This is a genomic window from Citrobacter werkmanii (assembly GCF_008693645.1).
GTDB lineage: Bacteria > Pseudomonadota > Gammaproteobacteria > Enterobacterales > Enterobacteriaceae > Citrobacter > Citrobacter werkmanii.
In genome coordinates this window covers 1,457,672-1,481,354 of record NZ_CP044101.1, presented here as the reverse complement: position 1 = coordinate 1,481,354, position 23,683 = coordinate 1,457,672, and the positions used below count along the sequence as shown (strand labels likewise).

The window sequence follows — 23,683 nt, the reverse complement described above, 5'->3', positions numbered from 1 at the left end:
ATCACCCATTATGCCGTCTGCCGATCATTCCATGCGTCGGTATAGATAATGTTCCCGTCGCAATGCTTCCAGGTGATTTTTTCGTAGCGTAATTCTATGGTTTCAAGGTGATTGTTGTTTTTGTCTTCTGGCCCAGCCATCGTAGGAGAGACCGAGACAATCCGCACGCCCTCGAGCAGCATGTTGAAATACTCCACTTCCTGACCCGCATCATTGATTTTGTACCAACGAATCTCTGCAGACTTAAGATTCTGACCAGAAGCAACCGCTTTGTATAAATAGGGACTCGAGTAGTCAAACTCTTTGACGATCATCATCGGTGAATGTTGGCGTGTGCCTGTTGGTTTACCCGTTGCATTATCGGTGGGAATAGAGAGATTGTGATGAAAACCTTTAAATTCAATACTGTATTCTCTTCCCTTTACGTCACACCCGCCCTTTATCAGCGCGCCACCATCGTCATAAATCCACATATTGCCTGGAATTGCCATTTTCCTTTTCCCTGTTTCCATTAAAAATAACTACAAAAAGACTACACCTGTAATTATCGCAAGTAAATTAGTTACACAAGTAACTATTTCAGTTATACCGCTACACAATTCCACATATCGTAGAGGTTTACCCCACCCCTTCCCCGCTTTACACTAGGCGCGAAATTAATACAGAGGTGGGAATGAACGATTACAAAATGACGCCCGGTGAGTTGCGCGCCACCTGGGGTTTAGGGACCGTATTTTCGTTGCGCATGCTTGGCATGTTTATGGTCCTGCCGGTTCTGACCACGTACGGTATGGCGCTACAGGGTGCCAGCGAAGCCTTGATCGGACTTGCTATCGGTATTTATGGCCTGGCGCAAGCCATCTTCCAGATCCCCTTTGGTCTGCTGTCAGACCGCATCGGTCGTAAGCCGCTTATTGTCGGCGGACTGGCGGTATTCGTTTTCGGCAGCGTGATTGCCGCCCTCTCAGATTCAATCTGGGGAATTATTCTCGGTCGAGCTCTGCAAGGCTCTGGCGCGATTGCCGCCGCCGTAATGGCGCTGTTGTCCGACTTAACCCGCGAGCAAAACCGAACCAAAGCAATGGCGTTTATCGGCGTCAGCTTTGGTATCACCTTCGCCATTGCGATGGTATTGGGGCCGATCGTTACCCACGCGCTGGGGCTACACGCGCTGTTCTGGATGATCGCGGGCCTTGCTACCACAGGTATCGTGCTGACCATTTGGGTCGTTCCCAATAGCACGACCCACGTACTGAACCGCGAATCAGGCATGGTAAAAGGTAGCTTCAGCAAAGTACTGGCGGAGCCAAAACTGCTGAAGCTCAACTTCGGCATCATGTGTCTGCACATTTTACTGATGTCCACTTTCGTCGCCTTGCCAGGTCAGTTGGCGAAAGCAGGTTTCCCCGCCGCCGAACACTGGAAAATTTATCTGGTGACGATGCTGCTGTCCTTCGTTTCCGTGGTGCCGTTCATCATTTACGCCGAAGTGAAACGCCGGATGAAACGCGTGTTCCTCACCTGCGTGTTACTGATTCTTGTTGCCGAAATTGTATTGTGGAGCGCAAACATTCGTTTCTGGGGGCTGATTGCGGGCGTGCAGATATTCTTCCTCGCCTTCAACCTGATGGAAGCCCTCCTCCCCTCGCTTATCAGTAAAGAGTCTCCGGCTGGCTATAAAGGTACGGCGATGGGCGTTTACTCCACCAGCCAGTTTCTTGGCGTGGCGATTGGCGGTTCGCTGGGCGGTTGGGTTGTCGACATGTTTGATGGGCAGGCGGTATTCCTGGCCGGCGCGCTTCTGGCGGCAGTGTGGTTGTTGGTGGCCAGCACAATGAAAGAACCACCGTACGTTAGCAGCCTGCGCGTGGAAATCCCACCGGAGATTGCCGCGGATGACACCCTGAAGCAGCGTCTGCTGGCTAAAGAAGGGATAAGCGAAGTGTTAATTGTGGCGCAAGAACATTCGGCCTACGTAAAAATCGACAGCAAAGTGACCAATCGATTTGAGGTTGAGCAGGCCATCAGCCAGGCGTGAAGATTGCAGGATAGCGACGTCTTATCCGGCCGACAAATAGCGTGTGCTACCTGTAGGCCGGATAAGCGGGCATTACGACTTAATCGCGGAAGTTTTTAAACTGGAACGGCTGGCCGAGGTCGCCGCCGCGAACCAACGCCATAACAGATTGTAGGTCGTCACGCGCCTTGCCGGTTACACGGATTTCTTCGCCCTGAATCTGCGCCTGCACTTTCAGCTTGCTGTCTTTAATCAGCTTAACGATTTTCTTTTGCACCGCGCTTTCAATACCCTGCTTCAGCTTCGCTTCCACAAACCAGGTTTTACCGCTGTGCACGAAGGTTTCCGGTACGTCCAGCGACGTGCCTTCAATCCCGCGTTTCAGCAGCTTGGCACGTAAAATATCCAGCAGTTGATTGACCTGAAAATCTGACTCGCTCAGCACCTTAATCGTCTTATTTGACTCATTCAGCTCAAAAGTCGCTTCAACACCACGAAAATCAAAGCGTGACTCTACTTCGCGGCTGGCGTTTTCTACCGCGTTACGGGCTTCCTGAAGATCAACTTCAGAGACAATATCGAAAGATGGCATCTTTTCTTCTCCCTTCATTTTTGATGCGAAGCATAATACCTGCAAAGTTACTCAACAGACAGCGCTATACTAGGCTGTATCCTTAAATTGTACGCGGAACTGAAACCTGTGAACAATAAAGGGGTACGGCCGATATGGATTAACACCTGGTGCTGTTGCAGGTGAGGAGGAAGAATGAAAATTACCGTACTGGGATGTGGAGCGTTAGGACAGCTGTGGCTTACCACGCTGTGCAAACATGGACATGAGGTGCAGGGGTGGCTACGCGTGCCACAGCCCTACTGCAGCGTGAACCTGATCGACACGGATGGATCGGTTTTTAATGAATCCCTGACGGCAAACGACCCCGACTTTTTGGCAAAAAGCGACCTGTTGCTGGTTACACTTAAAGCCTGGCAGGTTTCCGATGCGGTAAAAGGTCTGGCCGCAATTCTGCCTGAAACTACCCCAATTTTGCTGATTCACAACGGTATGGGGACGATTGAAGAGCTGCAAAACATTAAACAGCCTCTGCTGATGGGCACCACCACCCACGCAGCACGTCGCGACGGAAATGTCATCATTCATGTCGCTCAGGGCACAACGCGCATCGGTCCGGCGCGTGAGCAGGACGGTGATTTCAGCTATCTGGCTGAAACACTGCAAGAAGTACTACCGGATGTCGCCTGGCACAATAATATTCGTGCCGAACTGTGGCGCAAACTGGCGGTGAACTGCGTCATTAATCCCCTGACGGCGCTCTGGGACTGCCCAAACGGCGAACTGCGTCAGCATCCGGAAAAAATAGCGCTAATCTGTGAGGAAGTAGCAGCGGTTATTGAACGCGAAGGCCACCACACATCAGCGGATGATTTACGCTATTATGTCGAGCAAGTCATTGATAGTACGGCGGAAAATATCTCATCAATGCTGCAGGATATTCGTGCCATGCGCCATACAGAGATCGACTATATTACCGGTTACCTGTTAAAACGCGCCCGCGCGCACGGCATCGCCGTCCCGGAAAATGCCCACCTGTTTGAAATGGTAAAGAGAAAGGAAAGTGAGTATGAGCGCTCAAGCACTGGTTTGTCTCGCCCCTGGTAGTGAAGAGACCGAAGCGGTCACTACTATCGATCTGCTGGTTCGCGGCGGAATTAAGGTCACTACAGCAAGCGTCGCCAGCGATGGCGACCTGAGGATTGTGTGCTCACGCGGAGTGAAGCTGCTGGCTGACGCACCGTTGGTCGAAGTGGCTGACGGCGATTTCGACATCATCGTATTGCCTGGCGGTATTAAAGGCGCGGAGTGTTTTCGCGATAGCCCTCTGCTTGTCGAAACCGTGAAGCAGTTTCATCGCTCCGGGCGTATTGTCGCAGCAATTTGCGCCGCTGCCGCCACCGTACTTGTCCCGCACGATATCTTCCCCATCGGAAATATGACAGGTTTCCCGGCGTTGAAGGACAAAATTCCCGCAGATCAATGGCAAGACAAGCGTGTCGTCTGGGATCCGCGCGTTAACCTGTTAACCAGCCAGGGTCCGGGAACATCCATTGATTTTGGTTTAAAAATCATTGATCTACTGGTAAGCCGCGAAAAGGCTCATGAAGTGGCGTCACAACTGGTAATTGCTGCGGGAATTTATAACTACTACGAATAAGAATGATTGCCGGATGGCGGCGTAAACACCTTATCCGGCCTACAAAACGGTACAGTCTGTAGACCGGATAAGCGGCAGCGCCATCCGGCAAAGGAACTACGGGCGATACACCTTCACGTTTTCAAAGCCCTGCTCGCGCAGATACAGCGCCTGCAGGCGGCTCATCACGCCGCGTTCACACCACAGCAGCCAGGTTTTACTCTGGTCTAAATCGCCGAATTTGGTGCTCAGCTTGTAGAACGGCAGTGAAACCACGTCCACACCTTCCACCTTCAGCGGCTTGTCATCCTGTTCATCCACAGAACGGATATCCAGAATCACGTCGTTTGAGCCGAAACCACTCACGGTTTCCACTTCCACCACGGTCTGCTGAGTCTGCTGGGCGATATCGCGAATATCGATATTGTTCGCTTCTTCGACCACTTTATCGAGGATAGAGAAATCGAAGTTTTCTTCTTCGGCCTCAATCTTCGCTTTAATCGCCTTCACCGTTGGGCTTTTTGAAATTACGCCGCAGTATTCCGGCATGGTACGCGCAAAGTCCTCGGTACCAATTTCACGCGCCAGGTTGATGATGTGCTCTTTATCATGGGAGATAAGCGGGCGCAGGATCAGGGTATCCGAAACGTTATCAATCAGGCGCAGGTTGGTCAGCGTCTGGCTGGACACCTGGCCCAGCGCTTCACCGGTTACCAGTGCCTGTACGCCGTAGCGCTCAGCGACTTTCGATGCCGCGCGTACCATCATACGTTTAAGGACCACGCCCATCTGACCGTCGTCGACTTTCTCCAGGATCTCGCCCACCACCGGCTCGAAGTTGATCGCGACAAAACGTACGCGATGCGAGCTACCGTAGCGGTTCCACAGATAATGCGCCACCTGACGAACGCCGATTTCATGCGCAGCGCCGCCGAGGTTAAAGAAGCAATAGTGTACGCGGCAGCCACGACGCATCAGCATGTAACTCGATACGCCGGAGTCGAAACCACCGGAGATCAGCGACAGGACGTCTTCCTGCGTACCAATCGGGAAACCGCCAATACCTTCATAGCGGCCTTTAACCAGCAGCAGACGGTCATTTTCGATTTCAAGATTCACCGTCACGTCCGGTTTCGTCAGCTTCACGCGCGCGGATTCAATATGCTGGTTCAACCCGCCGCCAACATAACGTTCCACCTCAATGGAGCTAAACTCATGCTTACCGCGACGCTTAACGCGTACACAGAAGGTTTTTCCTTCCAGTTGATCGCGATACTGCACCAGCGCTTTCTCGAAAATATCGTGCATGTCGGTAAACGGCACGTCTTCTACTTCGAGAATATGGTGGATACCCGGAATACGGGTCAGCGCGTCGCGAATATCCAGACGCTGGCTTTCATCTTTAGCGCGAACCTCAACGTGATCCCAGTGACGGACAACGGCAAGGTCTTCATCGTAGTGCTTTAAAACGTTACGAATGTTCCCTGTCAGAATTTTTATAAAGCGCAAACGCACAGATTGGCTTTTGATGGTGATTTCTGGGAACAATTTAATGATAAACTTCATGGCGGCAATGGTTCTTTGGCAAGTCTGAATGACTTGTAATGGAAAAAAATACAGCAGCCCATACCCTGCGGCTGCATCCAGGCGCGCAAGTATACCACTATCATGGTCATCCTGTGCACATCGCCTTACCATTGCGCGTTATTTGCTTATCAGTGCGAGTCCGTTACCATAGTCTTGTGCTGCCAATACAGAGAGTCAGACATTCATTATGCCGAAGAAAAATGAAGCGCCAGCCAGTTTTGAAACAGCGCTGAGCGAGCTGGAACAGATTGTTACCCGCCTGGAAAGCGGCGACCTGCCGCTGGAAGAAGCGCTGAACGAATTCGAACGTGGCGTACAACTGGCGCGTCAGGGACAAGTCAAATTGCAACAGGCTGAACAGCGCGTACAAATCCTGCTGTCAGACACCGAAGACGCCGCCCTTACGCCTTTTACACCGGATAATGAGTAAATGGATTTTACGCAGCAGCTACAGGCTTGCGTTGAGCAGGCCAATCAGGCACTGAGCCGTTTTATCACGCCACTGCCCTTTCAGAACACTCCCGTGGTCGAAACCATGCAATATGGCGCATTATTAGGCGGTAAACGTCTGCGCCCATTCCTGGTGTATGCGACCGGTCAGATGTTTGGCGTCAGCCTGAGTACGCTTGATGCTCCCGCTGCCGCCGTCGAGTGCATCCATGCCTATTCGCTGATGCATGATGATTTACCCGCGATGGACGACGACGACCTGCGCCGCGGTCTGCCAACCTGCCATGTAAAATTTGGCGAGGCAAACGCGATCCTGGCCGGAGATGCGCTGCAAACGCTGGCGTTTTCCATTATCAGCGACGCCCCGATGCCGGAAGTATCTGACCGTGACCGCATCGCGATGATCTCTGAACTGGCGCAGGCCAGCGGTATCGCCGGTATGTGCGGCGGCCAGGCGCTGGATCTGGAAGCGGAAGGTCATCAGGTTGCGCTGGATGCGCTGGAGCGTATTCACCGCCATAAAACCGGGGCATTGATTCGTGCCGCCGTGCGTCTGGGTGCATTAAGCGCAGGCGATAAAGGGCGGGAATGCCTGGCAATACTCGACAAATACGCAGAAAGCATCGGTCTGGCCTTCCAGGTTCAGGATGACATACTGGATGTGGTAGGCGATACTGCAACATTGGGTAAACGTCAGGGTGCTGACCAGCAGCTTGGCAAAAGTACCTATCCTGCACTTCTGGGTCTTGAGCAAGCCCGGAATAAAGCCCGGGATTTAATCGAGGATGCCCGCCAGTCGCTAAGTTTACTGGCCGCGCAGTCTCTCGATACCTCGGCACTGGAAGCGCTAGCGGACTATATAATCCAGCGTGATAAATAAACCAACATATCCCATGAGCTTGCGATGAGTTTTGATATAGCCAAATACCCGACCCTGGCGCTGGTCGACTCCACCCAGGAGTTACGCCTGCTGCCAAAAGAGAGCCTGCCAAAGCTTTGCGACGAACTGCGCCGCTATTTGCTCGACAGCGTAAGCCGTTCCAGCGGGCACTTCGCCTCTGGTCTGGGCACGGTGGAACTTACCGTCGCGCTGCACTACGTCTATAACACCCCGTTTGACCAGTTAATCTGGGATGTGGGACATCAGGCTTATCCGCACAAAATTCTGACCGGCCGCCGCGATAAAATCGGCACCATTCGTCAGAAAGGCGGTTTGCATCCGTTCCCTTGGCGCGGTGAGAGCGAGTATGACGTACTGAGCGTTGGGCACTCCTCAACGTCCATTAGCGCTGGCATTGGTATTGCGGTTGCCGCCGAGAAAGAAGGCAAAGATCGCCGTACCGTTTGTGTGATTGGCGACGGTGCTATCACCGCCGGGATGGCGTTTGAAGCGATGAACCATGCAGGTGATATTAAGCCCGATATGCTGGTTATCCTCAACGACAACGAAATGTCGATTTCAGAGAACGTCGGCGCGCTGAACAATCACCTGGCGCAATTACTCTCAGGTAAACTCTACTCTTCGCTGCGCGAAGGCGGGAAGAAAGTGTTCTCCGGCGTACCGCCGATTAAAGAGCTGCTCAAACGTACCGAAGAGCACATCAAAGGCATGGTCGTGCCGGGCACGCTGTTTGAAGAGCTGGGCTTTAACTATATCGGCCCGGTGGACGGGCACGACGTGCTGGGACTTATCACCACGCTGAAGAACATGCGCGATCTGAAAGGCCCGCAGTTCCTGCACATCATGACCAAAAAAGGTCGTGGCTATGAGCCAGCGGAAAAAGACCCGATCACGTTCCACGCCGTACCCAAATTCGATCCATCCAGCGGCTGTCTGCCGAAAAGCAGCGGCGGCCTGCCAAGCTATTCAAAAATCTTCGGGGACTGGTTATGTGAGACCGCAGCGAAAGACAATAAGCTGATGGCGATTACCCCGGCGATGCGCGAAGGCTCCGGTATGGTGGAATTCTCACGTAAGTTCCCGGACCGCTACTTCGATGTGGCGATTGCCGAGCAGCATGCAGTGACCTTTGCAGCAGGTCTGGCGATTGGCGGCTACAAGCCGGTCGTGGCTATTTACTCTACCTTCCTGCAACGCGCCTACGATCAGGTGCTGCATGATGTGGCCATCCAGAAACTGCCGGTCCTGTTCGCCGTTGACCGGGCTGGTATCGTTGGCGCAGATGGGCAAACCCACCAGGGGGCGTTCGATCTCTCCTTCCTGCGCTGCATCCCGGAAATGGTCATTATGACCCCGAGCGATGAGAATGAATGCCGCCAGATGCTGTTTACCGGCTATCACTACAACAACGGGCCATCGGTCGTGCGCTATCCACGCGGTAATGCGGTGGGCGTTGAGCTGACGCCGCTGGAACACCTGCCAATAGGTAAAGGCATCGTGAAGCGTCACGGGGAGAAAGTGGCGATTCTTAACTTTGGCACCCTGATGCCGGAAGCTGCTCAGGTCGCAGAGTCGTTGAACGCCACGCTGGTTGACATGCGCTTTGTGAAACCGCTGGATGAAACGTTGATCCTCGAAATGGCGGCCCGACACGACGTGCTGGTTACTATTGAAGAGAACGCCATTATGGGCGGCGCAGGCAGTGGCGTAAACGAAGTGTTGATGGCCCATCGCAAGCCCGTTCCGGTGCTGAACATCGGCCTGCCTGACTTCTTCATCCCACAGGGCACTCAGGATGAGGCTCGCGCCGATCTGGGTCTTAATGCCGCAGGCATTGAGGCCAAAATCAAGGCCTGGCTGGCATAATCCCCTCCCCGCTCCTGCTATGCTTAATGAATAACACGCTAAGCAGGAGCGAATGAATGCAATACAACACCTTAGGAAAAACCGACCTCCGGGTCTCCCGCCTTTGCCTGGGCTGCATGACGTTTGGCGAGCCCAATCGCGGTAATCACGCCTGGACGCTGCCTGAAGAGAGCAGCCGCCCGATAATCAAACACGCCCTTGAGGGCGGCATTAACTTTTTCGATACCGCCAACAGCTACTCCGCTGGCAGCAGCGAAGAGATTGTCGGCCGCGCGCTGCGTGATTTCGCCCGCCGCGAAGATGTCGTGGTCGCGACCAAAGTTTTTCACCAGGTGGATGATTTAGCAGAAGGATTATCCCGCGCACAAATCCTGCGCTCAATCGACGACAGCCTCAGACGCCTGGGCATGGACTATGTAGACATCCTGCAAATTCACCGCTGGGATTACAACACGCCAATCGAGGAAACGCTGGAAGCCCTTAACGATGTAGTCAAAGCCGGTAAAGCTCGCTATATCGGCGCCTCATCCATGCATGCTTCGCAGTTTGCTCAGGCGCTGGCCTTGCAGAAGCAACACGGCTGGGCGCAGTTCGTCAGCATGCAGGATCACTACAACTTGATCTACCGCGAAGAAGAACGCGAAATGTTGCCGCTCTGCTATCAGGAAGGTGTCGCGGTGATCCCGTGGAGTCTGCTGGCGCGTGGTCGCCTGACCCGCCCGTGGGGAGAAACGACCGCACGTCTGGTTTCCGATGAAGTCGGTAAAAATTTATATAACGAGAGCGATGAAAACGACGCGCAAATTGCCGCCCGGCTGGCTGGCATCAGTGAGGAGCTGGGCGTTACGCGGGCGCAGGTCGCGCTGGCATGGCTGCTGAGCAAACCAGGCGTGGCTGCGCCCATTATCGGTACATCGCGTGAAGAACAACTGGATGAATTGCTCAATGCGGTGGATTTAACGCTGAAGCCGGAGCAAATTGCCGAGCTGGAGACGCCGTATAAACAGCACCCGGTAGTGGGATTTAAATAAGCGCGATTGTAGATTGTAAGCCGGATAAGGCGTTTACGCCGCTATCCGGCAACCCCGTTAAATGATACCGATCGGCCAGTGATGGCCGATAAAATACAAAATACCTGCAGAGAGTATCCCGGCGACAATATCGTCGATCATGATCCCCGTCCCGCCATGCACATTGCGATCGAACCAACGAATCGGCCACGGCTTCCACATATCCAGAATACGGAAAATCACAAATCCGGCGGCAACCCATTGCCAGTCGAGGGTCGGTAGCGCCATCAGGGTTATCCACATACCGACAAATTCGTCCCAGACAATGCTGCCGTGATCGTGCACGCCCATGTCTTTCGCCGTTTGATGACACAGATAAACGCCGATACAGATAGACAGCATGACCACCAGCGAATACAGCTGCCATGGCAGAAATGTCATTAAATACCAAAAAGGGATCGCCGCCAGCGATCCCATGGTGCCAGGAATAATTGGACTCAGCCCGCTACCAAAACCGGTGGCTAACAGATGCCACGGATTACGCATATTCAGGCGGCTTTTGGCGACATCTTTTTTAAGGCGCGGCAAAATGGTCATATCCTTTCCAGTCGAACGTGACGGGTTTTCCATCGCGCGTAAAGTGAACGCCTTCAACATCCGCACTCATCTGACCGATGCAGGTAAACGAGGTCCCGAGATGTGCCAGCGCGACGTCCAGCGCGCCACGGTTGATTTCCGGTACGGTAAAGCATAACTCATAATCTTCCCCCCCCGAGAGCGCCCAGCGCAGCGCCTGTTCAGGCTCAACGTGTTGGGCGAATGCCGTGGAATATGGCAGCGCGTCAACGTTAACCCGCGCGCCGCAGCCGCTGGCATTGACGATATGCCCCAGATCGGAAATCAGGCCGTCGGAGAGATCGATAGCCGCACTGGCCAGATCGCGCAGGGCTTGTCCCTGTAAAATACGCGGAGTTGGGCGCAGGTGGCGTTGCAGCAGATACTCCGCATCTTTTGGTTCTGTCACCTGCAGTCGGTCCTGCAAAATCGCCAGTCCCGCCGCACTGTCGCCCGGCGTGCCGGTCACATAAATCCAGTCGCCCGGTTTTGCCCCGGAACGTTTTAAGGCTCGCCCAACGGGAACGTAGCCATGAATACCCAACGTCATCGACAGCGGCCCACGCGTGGTATCACCGCCAATCAGCTGCATATCGTAGTAATTAAGGAGTTCAAACAGGCCATCGCTGAAAGCTTCAAGCCAGGCTTCATCAACGTCGGGTAACGTCAGTGCCAGCGTCAACCACGCAGGATCGGCCCCCATCGCCGCCAGATCGCTTAAATTCACCGCCAGGGCTTTCCAGGCCAGATCGGTAGGATCAATGTCGGGGAGGAAGTGGTTGCCTGCCACCAGCGTATCGGTACTGATCGCCAATGTCTGTTTTTCAGGGATGTTCAGGAGTGCGCAATCGTCGCCAATACCGGTTTCGACATCAAGACGAGACGTTCTTACGCGATCAAAATAACGGGCAATCAGGGAAAATTCGCCGCATGCCATACGTTATGCCTCAGCAGAAAAAAAGAAAAAGCCGGGGATAGCGGAAACAAGTTCCACTCTCCGCCGGCCTCGGGATTACTTTTTGTTGGGGCGAATCACAGGTGCTGCTTTATCCAGTACGCCGTTAACGAATTTATGGCTGTCTTCGGCGCCGAAGGTTTTCGCCAGTTCAATCGCTTCGTTGATAGCCACTTTGTACGGCACATCACTACGTTTAGACAGTTCAAACAGCGCAATACGCAGTACGGCTTTTTCTACCTGACCCAGCTCTTCCAGCAGACGAGACAGGTAAGGCTTCATTAATCCATCCAGGTACGCGCTGTTAGTCGCCACCCCGGACAGCAGCTCACGGAAATACAGAACGTCGACATCTTTAACGTCCTGTTCCGCCAGGAACTGGTATTCAACATCAGCGATGTCGTTCTGGGACAATTGCCAGGAGTAGAGCGCCTGGACGGCACACTCACGGGCGCGGCGACGAGCAGCAGGTTTCACGGATTTCCCCTTACAAAAATCAGGCCTTGATGGCTTTCAATACATTAATCATTTCAAGCGCAGTCAGTGCAGCTTCTGCGCCTTTGTTGCCGGCTTTCGTGCCAGCACGTTCGATGGCTTGTTCAATACTTTCGGTGGTCAGTACACCGAAGGCTACCGGAATGCCACTGTCCTGCGCGACATGCGCCAGGCCATTGCTTGCACCGCCAGCCACATATTCGAAGTGCGCGGTACCGCCACGGATCACCGTACCTAACGCAATCACCGCATCGTATTTACCGGTTTTCGCCAGCGCGTCAGCCGCCAGCGGCAGCTCATACGCGCCTGGAACCCAAACGACGGTAATGTTTTCATCTTTAACCTGGCCAATACGTTTCAGGGCGTCGATCGCACCTTCCAGCAGGCTGTCATTGATAAAGTTGTTGAAACGCGCAATGGTGATGGCGACGCGAGCGTCCGGAGTAGCAACGTTAGCTTCAATAATGTTCATATTCTTCCTTCGGGTTCGATTTATGGCCCCGTAAGGGGGGCGGATTTTATCATAATATTCTGGGCGCTGCTTCCTCTAATTCAGAAAGCCTCACGCAGTGGTTAAATGCAGGCAAACGTCCGGGCCCACCTGGCGTATCTCGTTGAATTTGAAATGGGGGGCGTCGGCCAGTTTCTCAAGCCCAGGCAGCACACATAATCCTCGCGCATCGCTGCCTAACAGTTTAGGCGCAACATACACGATTAGCTCATCCACCAAACCGGCCTGTAATAACGCGCCCGCAAGCGTTGGGCCAGCTTCCACCCAAATACTGTTAATTTGCTGTTTACCCAGTTGCATCATCAGCACGACCAAATCCACATGCCCGTTATGTTCCGGCACCTTGATACTGCGAACCGACTCCGGCCAACTGCGGGTATCGTCTTTCGTTCGGACAATCCAGGTTTCTCCCGGCTGGTGCACAATTCGGTGCTCCGGCGTGACCTGATTCTGGCTATCAAGGACAATGCGGATCGGCTGGCGCAGATTTTCCTGCGGGTAACTCGCCTGAGTTGACTCCCCAAGCTCCGACCAGCGCACGGTAAGCTGAGGATCGTCGGCCAGTACCGTCGCGCTGCTGGTTAAAATGGCATGGCTTTGCGCGCGCAGCCGTTGCACATCGCGGCGCGCCTGCGGCGAGGTGATCCACTGGCTTTCCCCGCTGGCCATCGCCGTACGGCCATCGAGCGATGCGCCAAGCTTAAGCTGCAGATACGGGAATCCTGTACGCATGCGCTTGAGAAAGCCCTTATTAAGCAGCTCAACCTCGCTCATCATCAGCCCGTGGCTGACGTCAATGCCCGCCTGCTGCAAACGGTAGAGGCCACGACCTGCTACCTGTGGATTGGGATCCTGCATCGCGGCAACGACGCGTGCTACGCCCGCCGCAATCAATGCATCGCAGCACGGCGGCGTACGGCCATGATGACTACAGGGCTCAAGCGTCACATAGGCGGTTGCCCCTTGCGCTTTTTCTCCGGCCATGCGCAGGGCATGGACTTCGGCATGCGGCTCGCCCGCGCGGTGATGATATCCTTCACCAACAATCTCCCCGTCCTTAACAATCACGCAGCCGACGTTGGGATTTGGGTGAGTAGTGAAACGTCCGCGCGCAGCAAGCTTCAGCGCGCGCGCCATGTACAATTCATCCTGCATGGCTTAGTCCTGTAGGCGAGCAATCTCTTCGCCAAATTCTTTGATATCTTCGAAACTGCGGTAAACCGAAGCAAAGCGGATGTAAGCGACTTTATCGAGCTTTTTCAACTGCTCCATCACCAGGTTGCCGATCATCTTACTCGGCACCTCACGCTCGCCAGTCGCACGCAGTTGTGATTTGATATGGTTTAACGCCATTTCGACGTCATCTGAGCTGACCGGGCGTTTCTCCAGCGCTCTGAGCATGCCGCTGCGCAGCTTATCTTCATTAAAGGGTTCACGCACATCGTTGCTCTTCACAACGCGCGGCATGACAAGTTCAGCCACTTCAAAAGTGGTGAAACGTTCGTTACAGACCAGACACTGCCGACGGCGGCGTACTGAGGAGCCCTCGCCTACAAGACGAGAGTCAATTACCTTAGTGTCTACGGCGAAACAGAATGGGCAATGCATACGGCGTCCTGTACCTCAGTGGTTCACAGAAATCTATTTTACCCTGAACTGGCGTGACAACAAAGGCGCAGCGCTTTTGAGACAAAGGATCGATGCCTTCGTGCTCTGTGCACACTACCATTATGCTATCGCGACAATGAAGGAAGTAATCACAATGACAAGACGTTACCTAAGAATTCTCCTGGTGGGAAGCCTCTTTAGTCTTAGCGCCTGCGCGCAGCAAAGCGAAGTACGCCAAATGCATCAAAGCGTAAGCACGCTAAATAAAGAGATGACGCAGCTTAATCAGGAAACCGTAAAAATTACGCAACAAAATATGTTGAATGCCAAATCGACCAGTGGCGCCTATCTGTTGCCGGGCTCCAAAACGCCTGCCCGGCTGGAAAGCCAGATCGGCACGCTACGTATGTCGCTGGTGAATATTGCGCCAAACGCCGATGGCACACGGTTAACGCTACGCATTCAGGGCGAGTCCAATACGCCCTTGCCCGCCTTCAGCGCCACCGTAGAGTACGGGCAAATTCAGGGCACTACAGAGAATTACCAGGAAGTGAATGTTCAAAACCAACTGGTCAACGCCCCGGCAAGTATTCTCGCCCCCAGCGACGTAGACATTCCGTTGCAGATAAATGGTCTCTCCCCCGACCAGTTGGGATTTGTTCGCATTCACGACGTACAGCCTGTTAGCCAATAAACTTTTTTGCGGAACGTTTTGTGCGTTCCGCAACATCAATTCGTCCCCTTTTGTTACTCCCCTGACATAACCGATATTTCTGGCAAAACTTGGCAACATTCATCAGAGCCAGTACAATTCGCCGCCTAAAGTACGCAAACGTGAACGCAATCGATTACGTAAATGATAGAACTGTGAAACAAGACATATTTTTGTGAACAATGATTTTTATAATAGGCTCCGAAGAATTACGAAATATTTAGAAACGCAATTTGCGCATTTTTCACTCCCGAAAGGGATTTCAAACAGTGGCATACATATGAAAAAAACATTACTTGCAGCCGGTGCAGTGCTGGCGCTCTCCTCGTCTTTTACTGCCAACGCAGCAGAAAATGACAAACCGCAATATCTGTCCGACTGGTGGCACCAAAGCGTCAACGTGGTGGGCAGCTACCACACCCGTTTCTCTCCGAAACTGAACAACGACGTGTATCTGGAATACGAAGCGTTTGCCAAAAAAGACTGGTTTGATTTCTATGGCTACATCGATATCCCGAAAACCTTCGACTGGGGTAACGGTAACGACAAAGGTATCTGGTCTGACGGTTCTCCGCTGTTTATGGAAATCGAACCGCGTTTCTCCATCGACAAGCTGACCGGTGCTGACCTGAGCTTTGGACCATTCAAAGAATGGTACTTCGCCAACAACTACATCTACGATATGGGTGATAACAAAGCCAGCCGCCAGAGCACCTGGTATATGGGTCTGGGTACCGATATCGACACCGGTCTGCCGATGGGTCTGTCCCTGAACGTGTATGCTAAATACCAGTGGCAGAACTATGGCGCATCCAACGAAAACGAGTGGGATGGTTACCGTTTCAAAGTGAAATACTTTGTGCCGATCACCCAGGTTTGGGGCGGTCAGTTGACCTATATTGGCTTCACCAACTTCGACTGGGGTTCAGATTTGGGTGATGATCCTAACCGTACCAGCAACTCTATCGCTTCCAGCCACGTGCTGGCGCTGAACTACGATCACTGGCACTACTCCGTAGTCGCGCGTTATTTCCATAACGGCGGCCAGTGGAAAGGTGGGGATACCCTGAACTGGGGCGAAGGCGACTTCAGCGCGAAATCAACCGGTTGGGGTGGTTATCTGGTCGTAGGTTACAACTTCTAATCCAGACAATTTATCGCAGACAAGCCAGCTTAACCGCTGGCTTTTTTACGGCTGGTCTTCACAACGTACTTTACGTAAAAAGTCACTTAGCGAGCGATCTGCCGATTCACGAAAATGCCTGTCGAGCAGCGTGATCTTCAGACAGCGATCAACGCGAAAGCAGCGATAATCGTCACGCTTCTCGCACCAGGCAACCAGAAGCCAGTGCTCGCCCCAGAAAAATAATCCCAGCGGCTGAACGTCCCGCCAGGAGAGGTTCCCGGACTCATCTCGATAATGCAGCGCCAGCGTCTGCTGCGCCGAAACCGCGCGATGTATGAGATCGAAGGCACTGCGTGAATGCGGCTGATTACCAAAATCTGGCGCAAAAACCCGCGTTTGCTCGGCCCTGCGGCGACTCTCTGGTGGCAATATCGCCAACACTTTTTCCTGCGCGGACTCCAGTGCCTGTGAAAGTGAATCCCCGCCCCATGTTTTCAGCAACCGAATCGCGACCATCAATGCTTCTGATTCGTGATGCGTTAACATCAACGGTGGCAGATCAAACCCGGCCATTAAGCGGTATCCGCTGCCCACTTCGCCTTCAATGGGCACGCCGGATAAAGAGAGATCGCGGATATCGCGATAAATCGTCCGTTCAGAAACGTCAAGACGTTCTGCCAGCAGCGCCGCCGTTGTCACTCGCCTGCCACGCAGGATTTGTACAATCTGAAACAAACGGTCGGCGCGTCTACTCATTTTAATCCTCTGGCCCGAAAATATTACGCGGGTTGATGTAAACCAACACGATTGCCTTCACTGTCAGTAAATAGCGCAATCGTACCAATGTCCTGCCCCAGTTCGAGCGGGCCAAACACGCATTGACCGCCAGCGATGGCGACGCGTTCAAGCGTGGCAGCCAAATTGTCCGTATGCAGATAAATAATAGCGCCCTGTGCTGAAGGCGAAATACCGTCAAATTTAGCCAACGCCCCGCCAGGAGCGGGATCCTGATGCGGGAATACGGCCAGCTCGGCGCAGTCCATATTCTCCCGACGCAAAGAAACCTGCATCACTGGCTCATAAAAAGCGATGGCGCGCTCCATTTGTGCCACGGGGATTTCAAACCAGTTAATTACGTTGTTCATACTTCCTCCTGCCTGTGTGGGTAATCTCAGAAGGACTATAAGACAGGGCTACTGACAGCATACTGTCAGTAGTGTCACGACAGAAAAAGATAATGGCCTACCGTTAAATCACAGACAAAAAAAATCCCGACCTTGCGATCGGGATTCCAGTTCTTACGCTTCACACGCTCTGCGTCGCTTAAGGCAGAATCGACGGTTGATCCGCCCCTTCTTTCTCGACCTTCTGCTGCAGCATATGCTCACGCTTCATACCCAGCTTCAGCGCCAGCGCCGATGCCACGTAGATAGAAGACGCGGTACCGATGGAAACACCGATAAGCATGGTCAGCGAGAAGCCTTCCAGTACCGGACCACCGAACAGGAAAAGCATCAGAATAACCATCAACGTCGTACCGGACGTAATCAACGTACGGTGCAGCGTCTGCGTCAATGACACGTTAAAGATTTCGTAAGGCGTACCGCGACGAATTTTGCGGAAGTTTTCACGAATACGGTCAGAGACGACGATACTGTCGTTCAGCGAGTAACCGATTACCGACATCAGCGATGCGACGATAGTCAGGTCAATCTCGATATGGAACAACGACAGGATCCCAAGTGTGATGATTACGTCGTGCGCCAGCGCGATAACTACCCCTGCAGCCAATCGCCACTCAAAGCGGAAACCGACGTACACCAGGATTGAGATCAGCGCCGCCATCAGCGCCATCGCACCCGTTTGCGCCAGGTCTGCACCCACGCTCGGCCCCACGAATTCAATTCGTTTCACCGCGGCGTTTTGGTTGGTGGATTCATTAATCACACTCAACACTTTGCTACCCAGCACCTGACCGCCGTCTGCGCCTTCAGTTGGCGGCATACGCACCATAATGTCGTGGCTGCTGCCGAAGTTTTGCAGAAGCGGATCAACAAAGCCCGCTTTCTCCAGCGCATCGCGCATCACGTCCATTTCAGCTGGTTTTTCCAGCGTGATTTCAATGACCGTACCACCGGTGAAATCGAGACCCCAGTTAAAGCCGCGCACGCCCATAATCACGATGGCCGCGATCAGCAGAAAACCTGAAATGCCGAAAGCCCAGTAGTCCCAGCGCATAAAGTCCCAGACTTTACGGCCGTGGTTCAATTGTTCAACAGTATATTCCTGTGCCACTTCGCACTCCTCAGATTGACAGCTTTTTGACGCGCTTGCCGCCATACAACAGGTTTACGATGGCACGTGTACCGACAATTGCGGTAAACATCGACGTCGCTACCCCAATACCGGTAGTAATCGCGAACCCTTTAATTGCCCCGGTGCCGACTGCGTACAGGATAATGACCTTAATCAGCGTCGTAATGTTCGCATCGAAGATGGAGCTAAATGCGCCCGCATAACCTTCATTGATGGCCTGCTGCACCGAACGACCGTTACTCAACTCTTCTTTGATACGTTCGTTGATCAGTACGTTAGCATCGACCGCGACGGCAAGGGTTAAGACGATCCCCGCAATCCCCGGCATACTCAGCGTAGCTCCCGGCAACAGCGACATAATGCCGACAATCAGCACCAGGTTAGCGATCAGCGCGCTGGTCGCAATCAGGCCGAACTTCTTATAGAAGAAGATCATGAACAGGATAGACACCACCAGACCGGCCAGACAGGCTTCCAGACCCTGTTTGATGTTCTGCATACCCAGGGTTGGGCCGATGGTACGTTCTTCAACAATCTGAATCGGCGCGATCAACGCACCGGCACGTAACAGCAGAGAAAGCTGACGCGCTTCGTTCGGGTTGTTGATACCGGTGATACGGAAGCTGTTACCCAGGCGAGACTGGATGTTGGCGATGTTAATCACCTCTTCCTGTTTCACCAGCACGGCGCGACCGTTGGCATCTTTCTTACCGCTGTCTTTGTACTCCACAAACAGGGTCGCCATCGGCTTACCGATGTTGTCCTTGGTGAAGTTGGACATGATGTTACCACCCGCGCTATCCAGCGAGATGTTAACCTGCGGCTGATTGTATTCGTCCTGGCTGGAAGTGGAATCGGTGATATGGTCACCAGTCAGGATCACGCGTTTGTACAGCACAACCGGCTGACCTTCACGAGACTGTTTCACTTCCGAATCACCCGGCACGCGCCCGGATGCCGCAGCAGACTGGTCAACGTTGGTGTTTACCAGACGGAATTCCAGCGTCGCGGTTGCGCCCAGAATTTCTTTCGCGCGCGCGGTATCCTGGATACCCGGCAGTTCGACGACAATACGGTCAGCACCCTGACGTTGTACAACCGGCTCAGCAACACCCAACTGGTTCACACGATTACGCAGAATATTGATGTTCTGCTGTACCGCGTATTCACGGGCTTCACTCAGTCGCGCATCGGTCATCACCGCACGCAGAGCATTGCTGCCCTGGCTGGAAATAACCAGATCCTGGTGACGCTTGCTCAGATAAGAGATAGCTTCATCACGGGCGCTGCTGTCACGGAAGGTGATGCTCAGGCCGTAGTTATCTTCTTTACGAACGGTAGTATAAGGAATGCCTTTTTCACGCAGATCGCTGCGCAGGCTATCGATATTTTGTTCCTGCAACTTACTCAGCGCGGTGTCCATATCCACTTCCATCAGGAAGTGAACGCCACCACGCAGGTCAAGACCGAGTTTCATCGGTTCTGCGTGAATGGCTGCCAGCCAGCGCGGGGTTGCCGGAGCAAGGTTAAGCGCCACGACGTATTGATCGCCCAGCACGCCCATCAGCACTTCACGTGCGCGCAGTTGGGTATCAGTGGAGTCGAAGCGCGCAAGAATAGCACCCTCTTCCAGAGCCACAGACTTAGGTGTGATTTTATCTTCTTGTAACGTTTTCTGGACCTGGATCAGCGTTTGCTCACTGGCGGCGGCACCGCGCACGCCAGTGATTTGAACAGCCGGATCCTCACCATACAGGTTGGGAAGTGCGTAAAGCAGGCCGACGACAATCACGACGACCAGCATAATGTACTTCCACAAAGGATAACGGTTTAACACGGCAGTTCCCTTTGGGAAAACAATAAATTACAGCGCCTTCATGGTGCCTTTCGGCAGAACGGCAGCTACGAAATCACGTTTAATAACCACTTCAGTGGTATCGTTCAGCGCAATAGCGATGTAGCCAGATTCTGCTACTTTGGTCACGCGACCCACCAGACCACCGTTAGTCAGCACTTCATCGCCTTTCGCAATGGAGTTCATCAGATTTTTGTGTTCTTTGGTACGCTTTTGTTGCGGACGCAGGATCATAAAGTAGAAAATCAGACCAAACACCACCAGCATCAGAATCAGAGACATCGGGCTGCCCTGCGCCGGAGCACCTGTTGCCGCTACCGCATCAGAAATAAAAAAGCTCATTCAAATTCCCTCATTATTAAAATTAATCAACGTTCACAGGTGGAACTGGTCGACCCTGACGTTGGTAAAAATCGGTCACGAAGCTCTCTAATTTACCCTCTTCAATAGCCTTGCGTAAACCCGCCATCAAACGCTGGTAGTAGCGAAGGTTATGAATCGTGTTGAGACGCGCGCCCAATATTTCGTTGCAACGGTCGAGATGATGCAAGTAAGCGCGCGAATAATTGCGACAGGTGTAGCAATCACACTCAGCATCGAGCGGACTGGTGTCGCTTTTATGTTTCGCGTTACGAATTTTTACCACGCCGTCAGTCACAAACAAATGACCATTACGGGCATTTCGCGTTGGCATCACGCAGTCAAACATATCGATACCGCGACGTACGCCTTCAACCAGATCTTCTGGTTTGCCGACGCCCATCAGGTAACGCGGTTTATCTGCCGGAATCTGTGGGCAAACATGCTCCAGAATGCGGTGCATATCTTCCTTCGGCTCACCGACAGCCAAACCGCCGACAGCGTAGCCATCAAAGCCGATATCTACCAGACCTTTGACAGAGATATCACGTAAATCTTCGTAAACGCTGCCCTGAATGATGCCAAAAAGCGCATTTTTGTTGCCGAGACTGTCAAAACGGTCGCGACTGCGCTTCGCCCAACGCAGAGACATCTCCATTGAGCGTTTAGCATAGTCCCAGTCGGCCGGGTACGGTGTACATTCGTCGAAGATCATCACGATATCGGAACCGAGATCGTATTGAATCTCCATTGACTTCTCAGGATCGAGGAAAATCGGATCGCCGTTGATCGGGTTGCGGAAATGCACGCCCTGCTCGGTGATCTTGCGGATATCGCCCAGACTGAAAACCTGGAAGCCGCCGGAATCGGTAAGGATTGGCCCTTTCCACTGCATGAAATCGTGCAGATCGCCGTGCAGTTTCATGATTTCCTGACCCGGGCGTAGCCACAGGTGGAAAGTGTTGCCGAGAATGATCTGCGCGCCGGTGGCTTCAACTTCTTCCGGCGTCATGCCTTTTACGGTGCCGTAAGTACCGACCGGCATAAATGCAGGCGTTTCCACTACGCCACGATCAAAAACCAGGCGGCCGCGACGCGCGCGACCGTCTGTGGTGTCCAGTTCAAATTTCATCTTAACTCCTGCGTCAGAAAAACAGTCCGACGTTAAATACTCATGCCGGAAATTTATTCCCCGACACGCTCAGAAATAGCCTGCGGATTGTACGTGATAAACATCGCATCTCCGTAACTAAAAAAGCGATATTCCGCTTTTACCGCTTCGTGGTAGGCGTGCATGGTGTTTTTATAACCAGCAAACGCAGAAACCAGCATGATCAGCGTCGATTCCGGCAGGTGGAAGTTGGTGACCAGGGCATCAATCACCTGGTATTTATAGCCTGGATAAATAAATATCTGCGTATCACCGAAGAACGGCGCAATGAGATCGTTTTTTGCAGCCTGCGCCGCGCTTTCCAGTGAGCGAACGGACGTTGTTCCCACGGCTATCACGCGGTTGCCACGCGCCTTCGCCGCCAGCACCGCGTCAACCACATCCTGCGGCACCTCCGCATATTCGGAGTGCATAATGTGGTCTTCGATAGTGTCTACGCGCACCGGCTGGAAGGTACCCGCGCCGACGTGCAACGTAACGAACGCCATTTCAATGCCTTTATCGCGCAGTTTCGCCAGCAGCGGCTCGTCAAAGTGCAGCCCCGCGGTCGGCGCAGCGACGGCACCCGGTTTTTCGCTATACACGGTCTGGTACAGCTCGCGGTCGGCGTCTTCGTCCGGGCGGTCAATATACGGCGGCAACGGCATATGGCCGATGGCATTGAGGATATCAAGCACGCTGCGTTCATCGTCAAACGCCACTTCAAACAGCGCGTCGTGACGGGCAACCATCGTCGCGTTAATACTTTCATCGTCGCCCAATAGCAGCTCGGCACCCGGCTTCGGCGCTTTCGAGGCGCGAATGTGTGCCAAAATACGCTTGTCATCCAGCATGCGTTCGACCAGCACTTCAATCTTACCGCCGCTGGCTTTACGGCCAAACAGACGCGCTGGAATGACGCGGGTGTTGTTAAAGACCAGCAAATCGCCAGGGTTGAGCTTATCGAGCAAATCGGTGAAAGTACCGTGCGTCAGCGCGCCCGTCGGCCCGTCCAAAGACAGCAAGCGGCAGCTACTGCGCTCAGCTTGCGGATAGTGGGCAATCAGGGATTCGGGTAGTTCAAAGGTGAAATCGGTAACGCGCATGACACTGACTCAGACTAAAATAAGAGGCGGGTAGTCTAGTGCCGGGGCGTTCTCCCTGCAACCTTTACCCCTCTGGATAAACGTTTAACTATGAATTTTCTTGCACATTTGCATCTCGCTCATCTTGCCGACAGCTCGCTTTCCGGCAATCTGCTGGCCGATTTTGTCCGGGGTAATCCGGAAACGCATTTTTCGCCTGAGGTGGTGGAAGGCATCTTCATGCACCGTCGTATCGACGTGATGACCGATAACCTGCCGCAGGTGCGTGAAGCCAAAGAGTGGTTTCGTAGCGAAACACGCCGCGTCGCGCCAATTACGCTGGACGTGATGTGGGATCACTTTCTGTCGCGCCACTGGGCGGAAATCTCCCCAGACTTCCCGCTGGTAGACTTTGTGCGCTATGCCCGCACCCAGGTGACCACAATTTTGCCGGAATCGCCGCCGCGCTTTATTAACTTAAACAACTATATATGGTCAGAAAAATGGCTTGAGCGCTATCGTGACATGGATTTTATCCAGAACGTCCTGAACGGCATGGCCAGCCGCCGTCCGCGTCTCGATGCCCTGCGCGCCTCATGGTATGACCTGGATACGCATTATGATGCGTTAGAAGAACGTTTCTGGCAGTTTTATCCGCAGATGATGGAACAGGCGCAGCGTAAAACCCTTTGATTGCAGCCCGCATAACGCGCCGGATAAGCCTTAGCCACCATCCGGTAAAAGATTGATAGACAAAACCTGTCTCATTGATTGCCAGCGCCTCTTTGTCTTATTCACGAACACTCTCTATACTGGCCCGCGTTGCGTTCCAAAAACCCCTTAACATTGCAGGA

The 23,683-nt window shown here is 53.2% G+C and carries 26 protein-coding genes; 10 read left to right on the top strand and 16 right to left on the bottom strand.

All coding sequences use genetic code 11. The features are described from left to right. Nucleotides 1-8: 8 nt before the first annotated feature. Nucleotides 9-491, bottom strand: coding sequence for an Hcp family type VI secretion system effector (locus FOB24_RS07630; RefSeq protein ID WP_003021598.1), 483 nt, complete (start codon nt 489-491; stop codon nt 9-11). Between the two features lie 182 nt (nt 492-673). Here FOB24_RS07630 and FOB24_RS07625 point away from each other — a divergent pair, with 182 nt between their 5' ends. Continuing rightward, nucleotides 674-2,038 carry an MFS transporter gene (locus FOB24_RS07625; RefSeq protein WP_150344733.1) on the top strand — a complete coding sequence of 455 codons (1,365 nt, stop codon included), beginning with the start codon at nt 674-676 and terminating at the stop codon, nt 2,036-2,038. Nucleotides 2,039-2,117: 79 nt separating this feature from the next. On the opposite strand, the gene FOB24_RS07620 is transcribed toward FOB24_RS07625, so the two are convergent. Beyond that, nucleotides 2,118-2,609, bottom strand: a complete 492-nt coding sequence (locus tag FOB24_RS07620; RefSeq protein WP_038638234.1) for a YajQ family cyclic di-GMP-binding protein — start codon at nt 2,607-2,609, stop codon at nt 2,118-2,120. 174 nt (nt 2,610-2,783) lie between these two features. Here FOB24_RS07620 and panE point away from each other — a divergent pair, with 174 nt between their 5' ends. Further along, complete coding sequence (gene panE, locus FOB24_RS07615) at nt 2,784-3,695, top strand: 2-dehydropantoate 2-reductase (RefSeq protein ID WP_038638233.1); 912 nt, start codon at nt 2,784-2,786, stop codon at nt 3,693-3,695. Continuing rightward, nucleotides 3,658-4,248, top strand: coding sequence for a protein deglycase YajL (yajL, locus tag FOB24_RS07610; RefSeq protein WP_150344732.1), 591 nt, complete (start codon nt 3,658-3,660; stop codon nt 4,246-4,248). Before panE ends, yajL begins: the two co-directional genes overlap by 38 nt. A gap of 96 nt (nt 4,249-4,344) precedes the next feature. Here yajL and thiI read toward each other — a convergent pair whose 3' ends face one another. Continuing rightward, on the bottom strand, nt 4,345-5,793 hold the full coding sequence (gene thiI, locus FOB24_RS07600; protein WP_038638226.1) for a tRNA uracil 4-sulfurtransferase ThiI: 1,449 nt from the start codon (nt 5,791-5,793) through the stop codon (nt 4,345-4,347). A gap of 208 nt (nt 5,794-6,001) precedes the next feature. Here thiI and xseB point away from each other — a divergent pair, with 208 nt between their 5' ends. Genes xseB through yajO form a run of 4 tightly spaced genes read left to right on the top strand, consistent with a single transcriptional unit; the run spans nt 6,002 to nt 10,062 of the window. After that, entirely contained in the window at nt 6,002-6,244 is a 243-nt protein-coding gene (gene xseB, locus FOB24_RS07595; protein WP_038638224.1) for an exodeoxyribonuclease VII small subunit, read from the top strand. Next, nucleotides 6,245-7,144 (top strand): (2E,6E)-farnesyl diphosphate synthase, encoded by a 900-nt coding sequence (gene ispA / locus FOB24_RS07590; RefSeq protein WP_038638213.1) that lies wholly within the window; start codon nt 6,245-6,247, stop codon nt 7,142-7,144. 24 nt (nt 7,145-7,168) lie between these two features. After that, complete coding sequence (gene dxs, locus FOB24_RS07585) at nt 7,169-9,031, top strand: 1-deoxy-D-xylulose-5-phosphate synthase (protein ID WP_038638211.1); 1,863 nt, start codon at nt 7,169-7,171, stop codon at nt 9,029-9,031. Between the two features lie 56 nt (nt 9,032-9,087). After that, the gene (gene yajO, locus FOB24_RS07580) at nt 9,088-10,062 is read left to right on the top strand and encodes a 1-deoxyxylulose-5-phosphate synthase YajO (protein WP_150344731.1); all 975 of its coding nucleotides are present in this window, start codon (nt 9,088-9,090) and stop codon (nt 10,060-10,062) included. Nucleotides 10,063-10,119: 57 nt separating this feature from the next. On the opposite strand, the gene pgpA is transcribed toward yajO, so the two are convergent. The 6 genes from pgpA to nrdR all read right to left on the bottom strand — a co-directional run bounded on the left by pgpA (nt 10,120) and on the right by nrdR (nt 14,225). Then, the gene (pgpA, locus tag FOB24_RS07575; protein WP_038638206.1) at nt 10,120-10,638 is read right to left on the bottom strand and encodes a phosphatidylglycerophosphatase A; all 519 of its coding nucleotides are present in this window, start codon (nt 10,636-10,638) and stop codon (nt 10,120-10,122) included. Then, complete coding sequence (thiL, locus tag FOB24_RS07570; protein ID WP_038638205.1) at nt 10,616-11,593, bottom strand: thiamine-phosphate kinase; 978 nt, start codon at nt 11,591-11,593, stop codon at nt 10,616-10,618. Before thiL ends, pgpA begins: the two co-directional genes overlap by 23 nt. A 75-nt stretch (nt 11,594-11,668) precedes the next feature. Then, entirely contained in the window at nt 11,669-12,088 is a 420-nt protein-coding gene (gene nusB / locus FOB24_RS07565) for a transcription antitermination factor NusB (RefSeq protein WP_000801129.1), read from the bottom strand. Between the two features lie 19 nt (nt 12,089-12,107). Continuing rightward, entirely contained in the window at nt 12,108-12,578 is a 471-nt protein-coding gene (gene ribH / locus FOB24_RS07560; protein WP_003021575.1) for a 6,7-dimethyl-8-ribityllumazine synthase, read from the bottom strand. 90 nt (nt 12,579-12,668) lie between these two features. Next, complete coding sequence (ribD, locus tag FOB24_RS07555; protein ID WP_038638204.1) at nt 12,669-13,772, bottom strand: bifunctional diaminohydroxyphosphoribosylaminopyrimidine deaminase/5-amino-6-(5-phosphoribosylamino)uracil reductase RibD; 1,104 nt, start codon at nt 13,770-13,772, stop codon at nt 12,669-12,671. Nucleotides 13,773-13,775: 3 nt separating this feature from the next. Next, complete coding sequence (nrdR, locus tag FOB24_RS07550) at nt 13,776-14,225, bottom strand: transcriptional regulator NrdR (RefSeq protein ID WP_016152032.1); 450 nt, start codon at nt 14,223-14,225, stop codon at nt 13,776-13,778. A 154-nt stretch (nt 14,226-14,379) separates the two neighbouring features. On the opposite strand from nrdR, the gene FOB24_RS07545 reads away from it, so the two are divergent. Together FOB24_RS07545 and FOB24_RS07540 are read left to right on the top strand one after the other, a co-directional pair. Continuing rightward, nucleotides 14,380-14,919 (top strand): SadB/YajI family lipoprotein, encoded by a 540-nt coding sequence (locus FOB24_RS07545; protein WP_069323953.1) that lies wholly within the window; start codon nt 14,380-14,382, stop codon nt 14,917-14,919. Between the two features lie 298 nt (nt 14,920-15,217). After that, nucleotides 15,218-16,081, top strand: coding sequence for a nucleoside-specific channel-forming protein Tsx (locus FOB24_RS07540; protein ID WP_003021561.1), 864 nt, complete (start codon nt 15,218-15,220; stop codon nt 16,079-16,081). 45 nt (nt 16,082-16,126) lie between these two features. Here the strand turns inward: FOB24_RS07540 and FOB24_RS07535 are convergent, their stop codons facing one another. The 7 genes from FOB24_RS07535 to queA all read right to left on the bottom strand — a co-directional run bounded on the left by FOB24_RS07535 (nt 16,127) and on the right by queA (nt 22,850). Continuing rightward, nucleotides 16,127-16,819 (bottom strand): helix-turn-helix transcriptional regulator, encoded by a 693-nt coding sequence (locus FOB24_RS07535; protein ID WP_121528677.1) that lies wholly within the window; start codon nt 16,817-16,819, stop codon nt 16,127-16,129. 23 nt (nt 16,820-16,842) lie between these two features. Next, on the bottom strand, nt 16,843-17,208 hold the full coding sequence (locus FOB24_RS07530; RefSeq protein WP_121528676.1) for a VOC family protein: 366 nt from the start codon (nt 17,206-17,208) through the stop codon (nt 16,843-16,845). A gap of 178 nt (nt 17,209-17,386) precedes the next feature. Continuing rightward, on the bottom strand, nt 17,387-18,358 hold the full coding sequence (gene secF / locus FOB24_RS07525; protein WP_038638190.1) for a protein translocase subunit SecF: 972 nt from the start codon (nt 18,356-18,358) through the stop codon (nt 17,387-17,389). Nucleotides 18,359-18,368: 10 nt separating this feature from the next. Continuing rightward, a complete protein-coding gene (secD, locus tag FOB24_RS07520) occupies nt 18,369-20,216 on the bottom strand; it encodes a protein translocase subunit SecD (RefSeq protein ID WP_071888113.1) in 1,848 nt (615 codons plus the stop codon). A 27-nt stretch (nt 20,217-20,243) separates the two neighbouring features. Then, entirely contained in the window at nt 20,244-20,576 is a 333-nt protein-coding gene (yajC, locus tag FOB24_RS07515) for a preprotein translocase subunit YajC (RefSeq protein WP_003021544.1), read from the bottom strand. A gap of 22 nt (nt 20,577-20,598) precedes the next feature. Beyond that, nucleotides 20,599-21,726, bottom strand: a complete 1,128-nt coding sequence (gene tgt, locus FOB24_RS07510) for a tRNA guanosine(34) transglycosylase Tgt (RefSeq protein ID WP_003021535.1) — start codon at nt 21,724-21,726, stop codon at nt 20,599-20,601. Nucleotides 21,727-21,779: 53 nt separating this feature from the next. Then, nucleotides 21,780-22,850 (bottom strand): tRNA preQ1(34) S-adenosylmethionine ribosyltransferase-isomerase QueA, encoded by a 1,071-nt coding sequence (queA, locus tag FOB24_RS07505; RefSeq protein ID WP_150344730.1) that lies wholly within the window; start codon nt 22,848-22,850, stop codon nt 21,780-21,782. A 90-nt stretch (nt 22,851-22,940) separates the two neighbouring features. On the opposite strand from queA, the gene acpH reads away from it, so the two are divergent. Further along, the gene (gene acpH, locus FOB24_RS07500) at nt 22,941-23,522 is read left to right on the top strand and encodes an ACP phosphodiesterase (RefSeq protein WP_038638179.1); all 582 of its coding nucleotides are present in this window, start codon (nt 22,941-22,943) and stop codon (nt 23,520-23,522) included. The last annotated feature ends 161 nt before the right edge of the window (nt 23,523-23,683 follow it).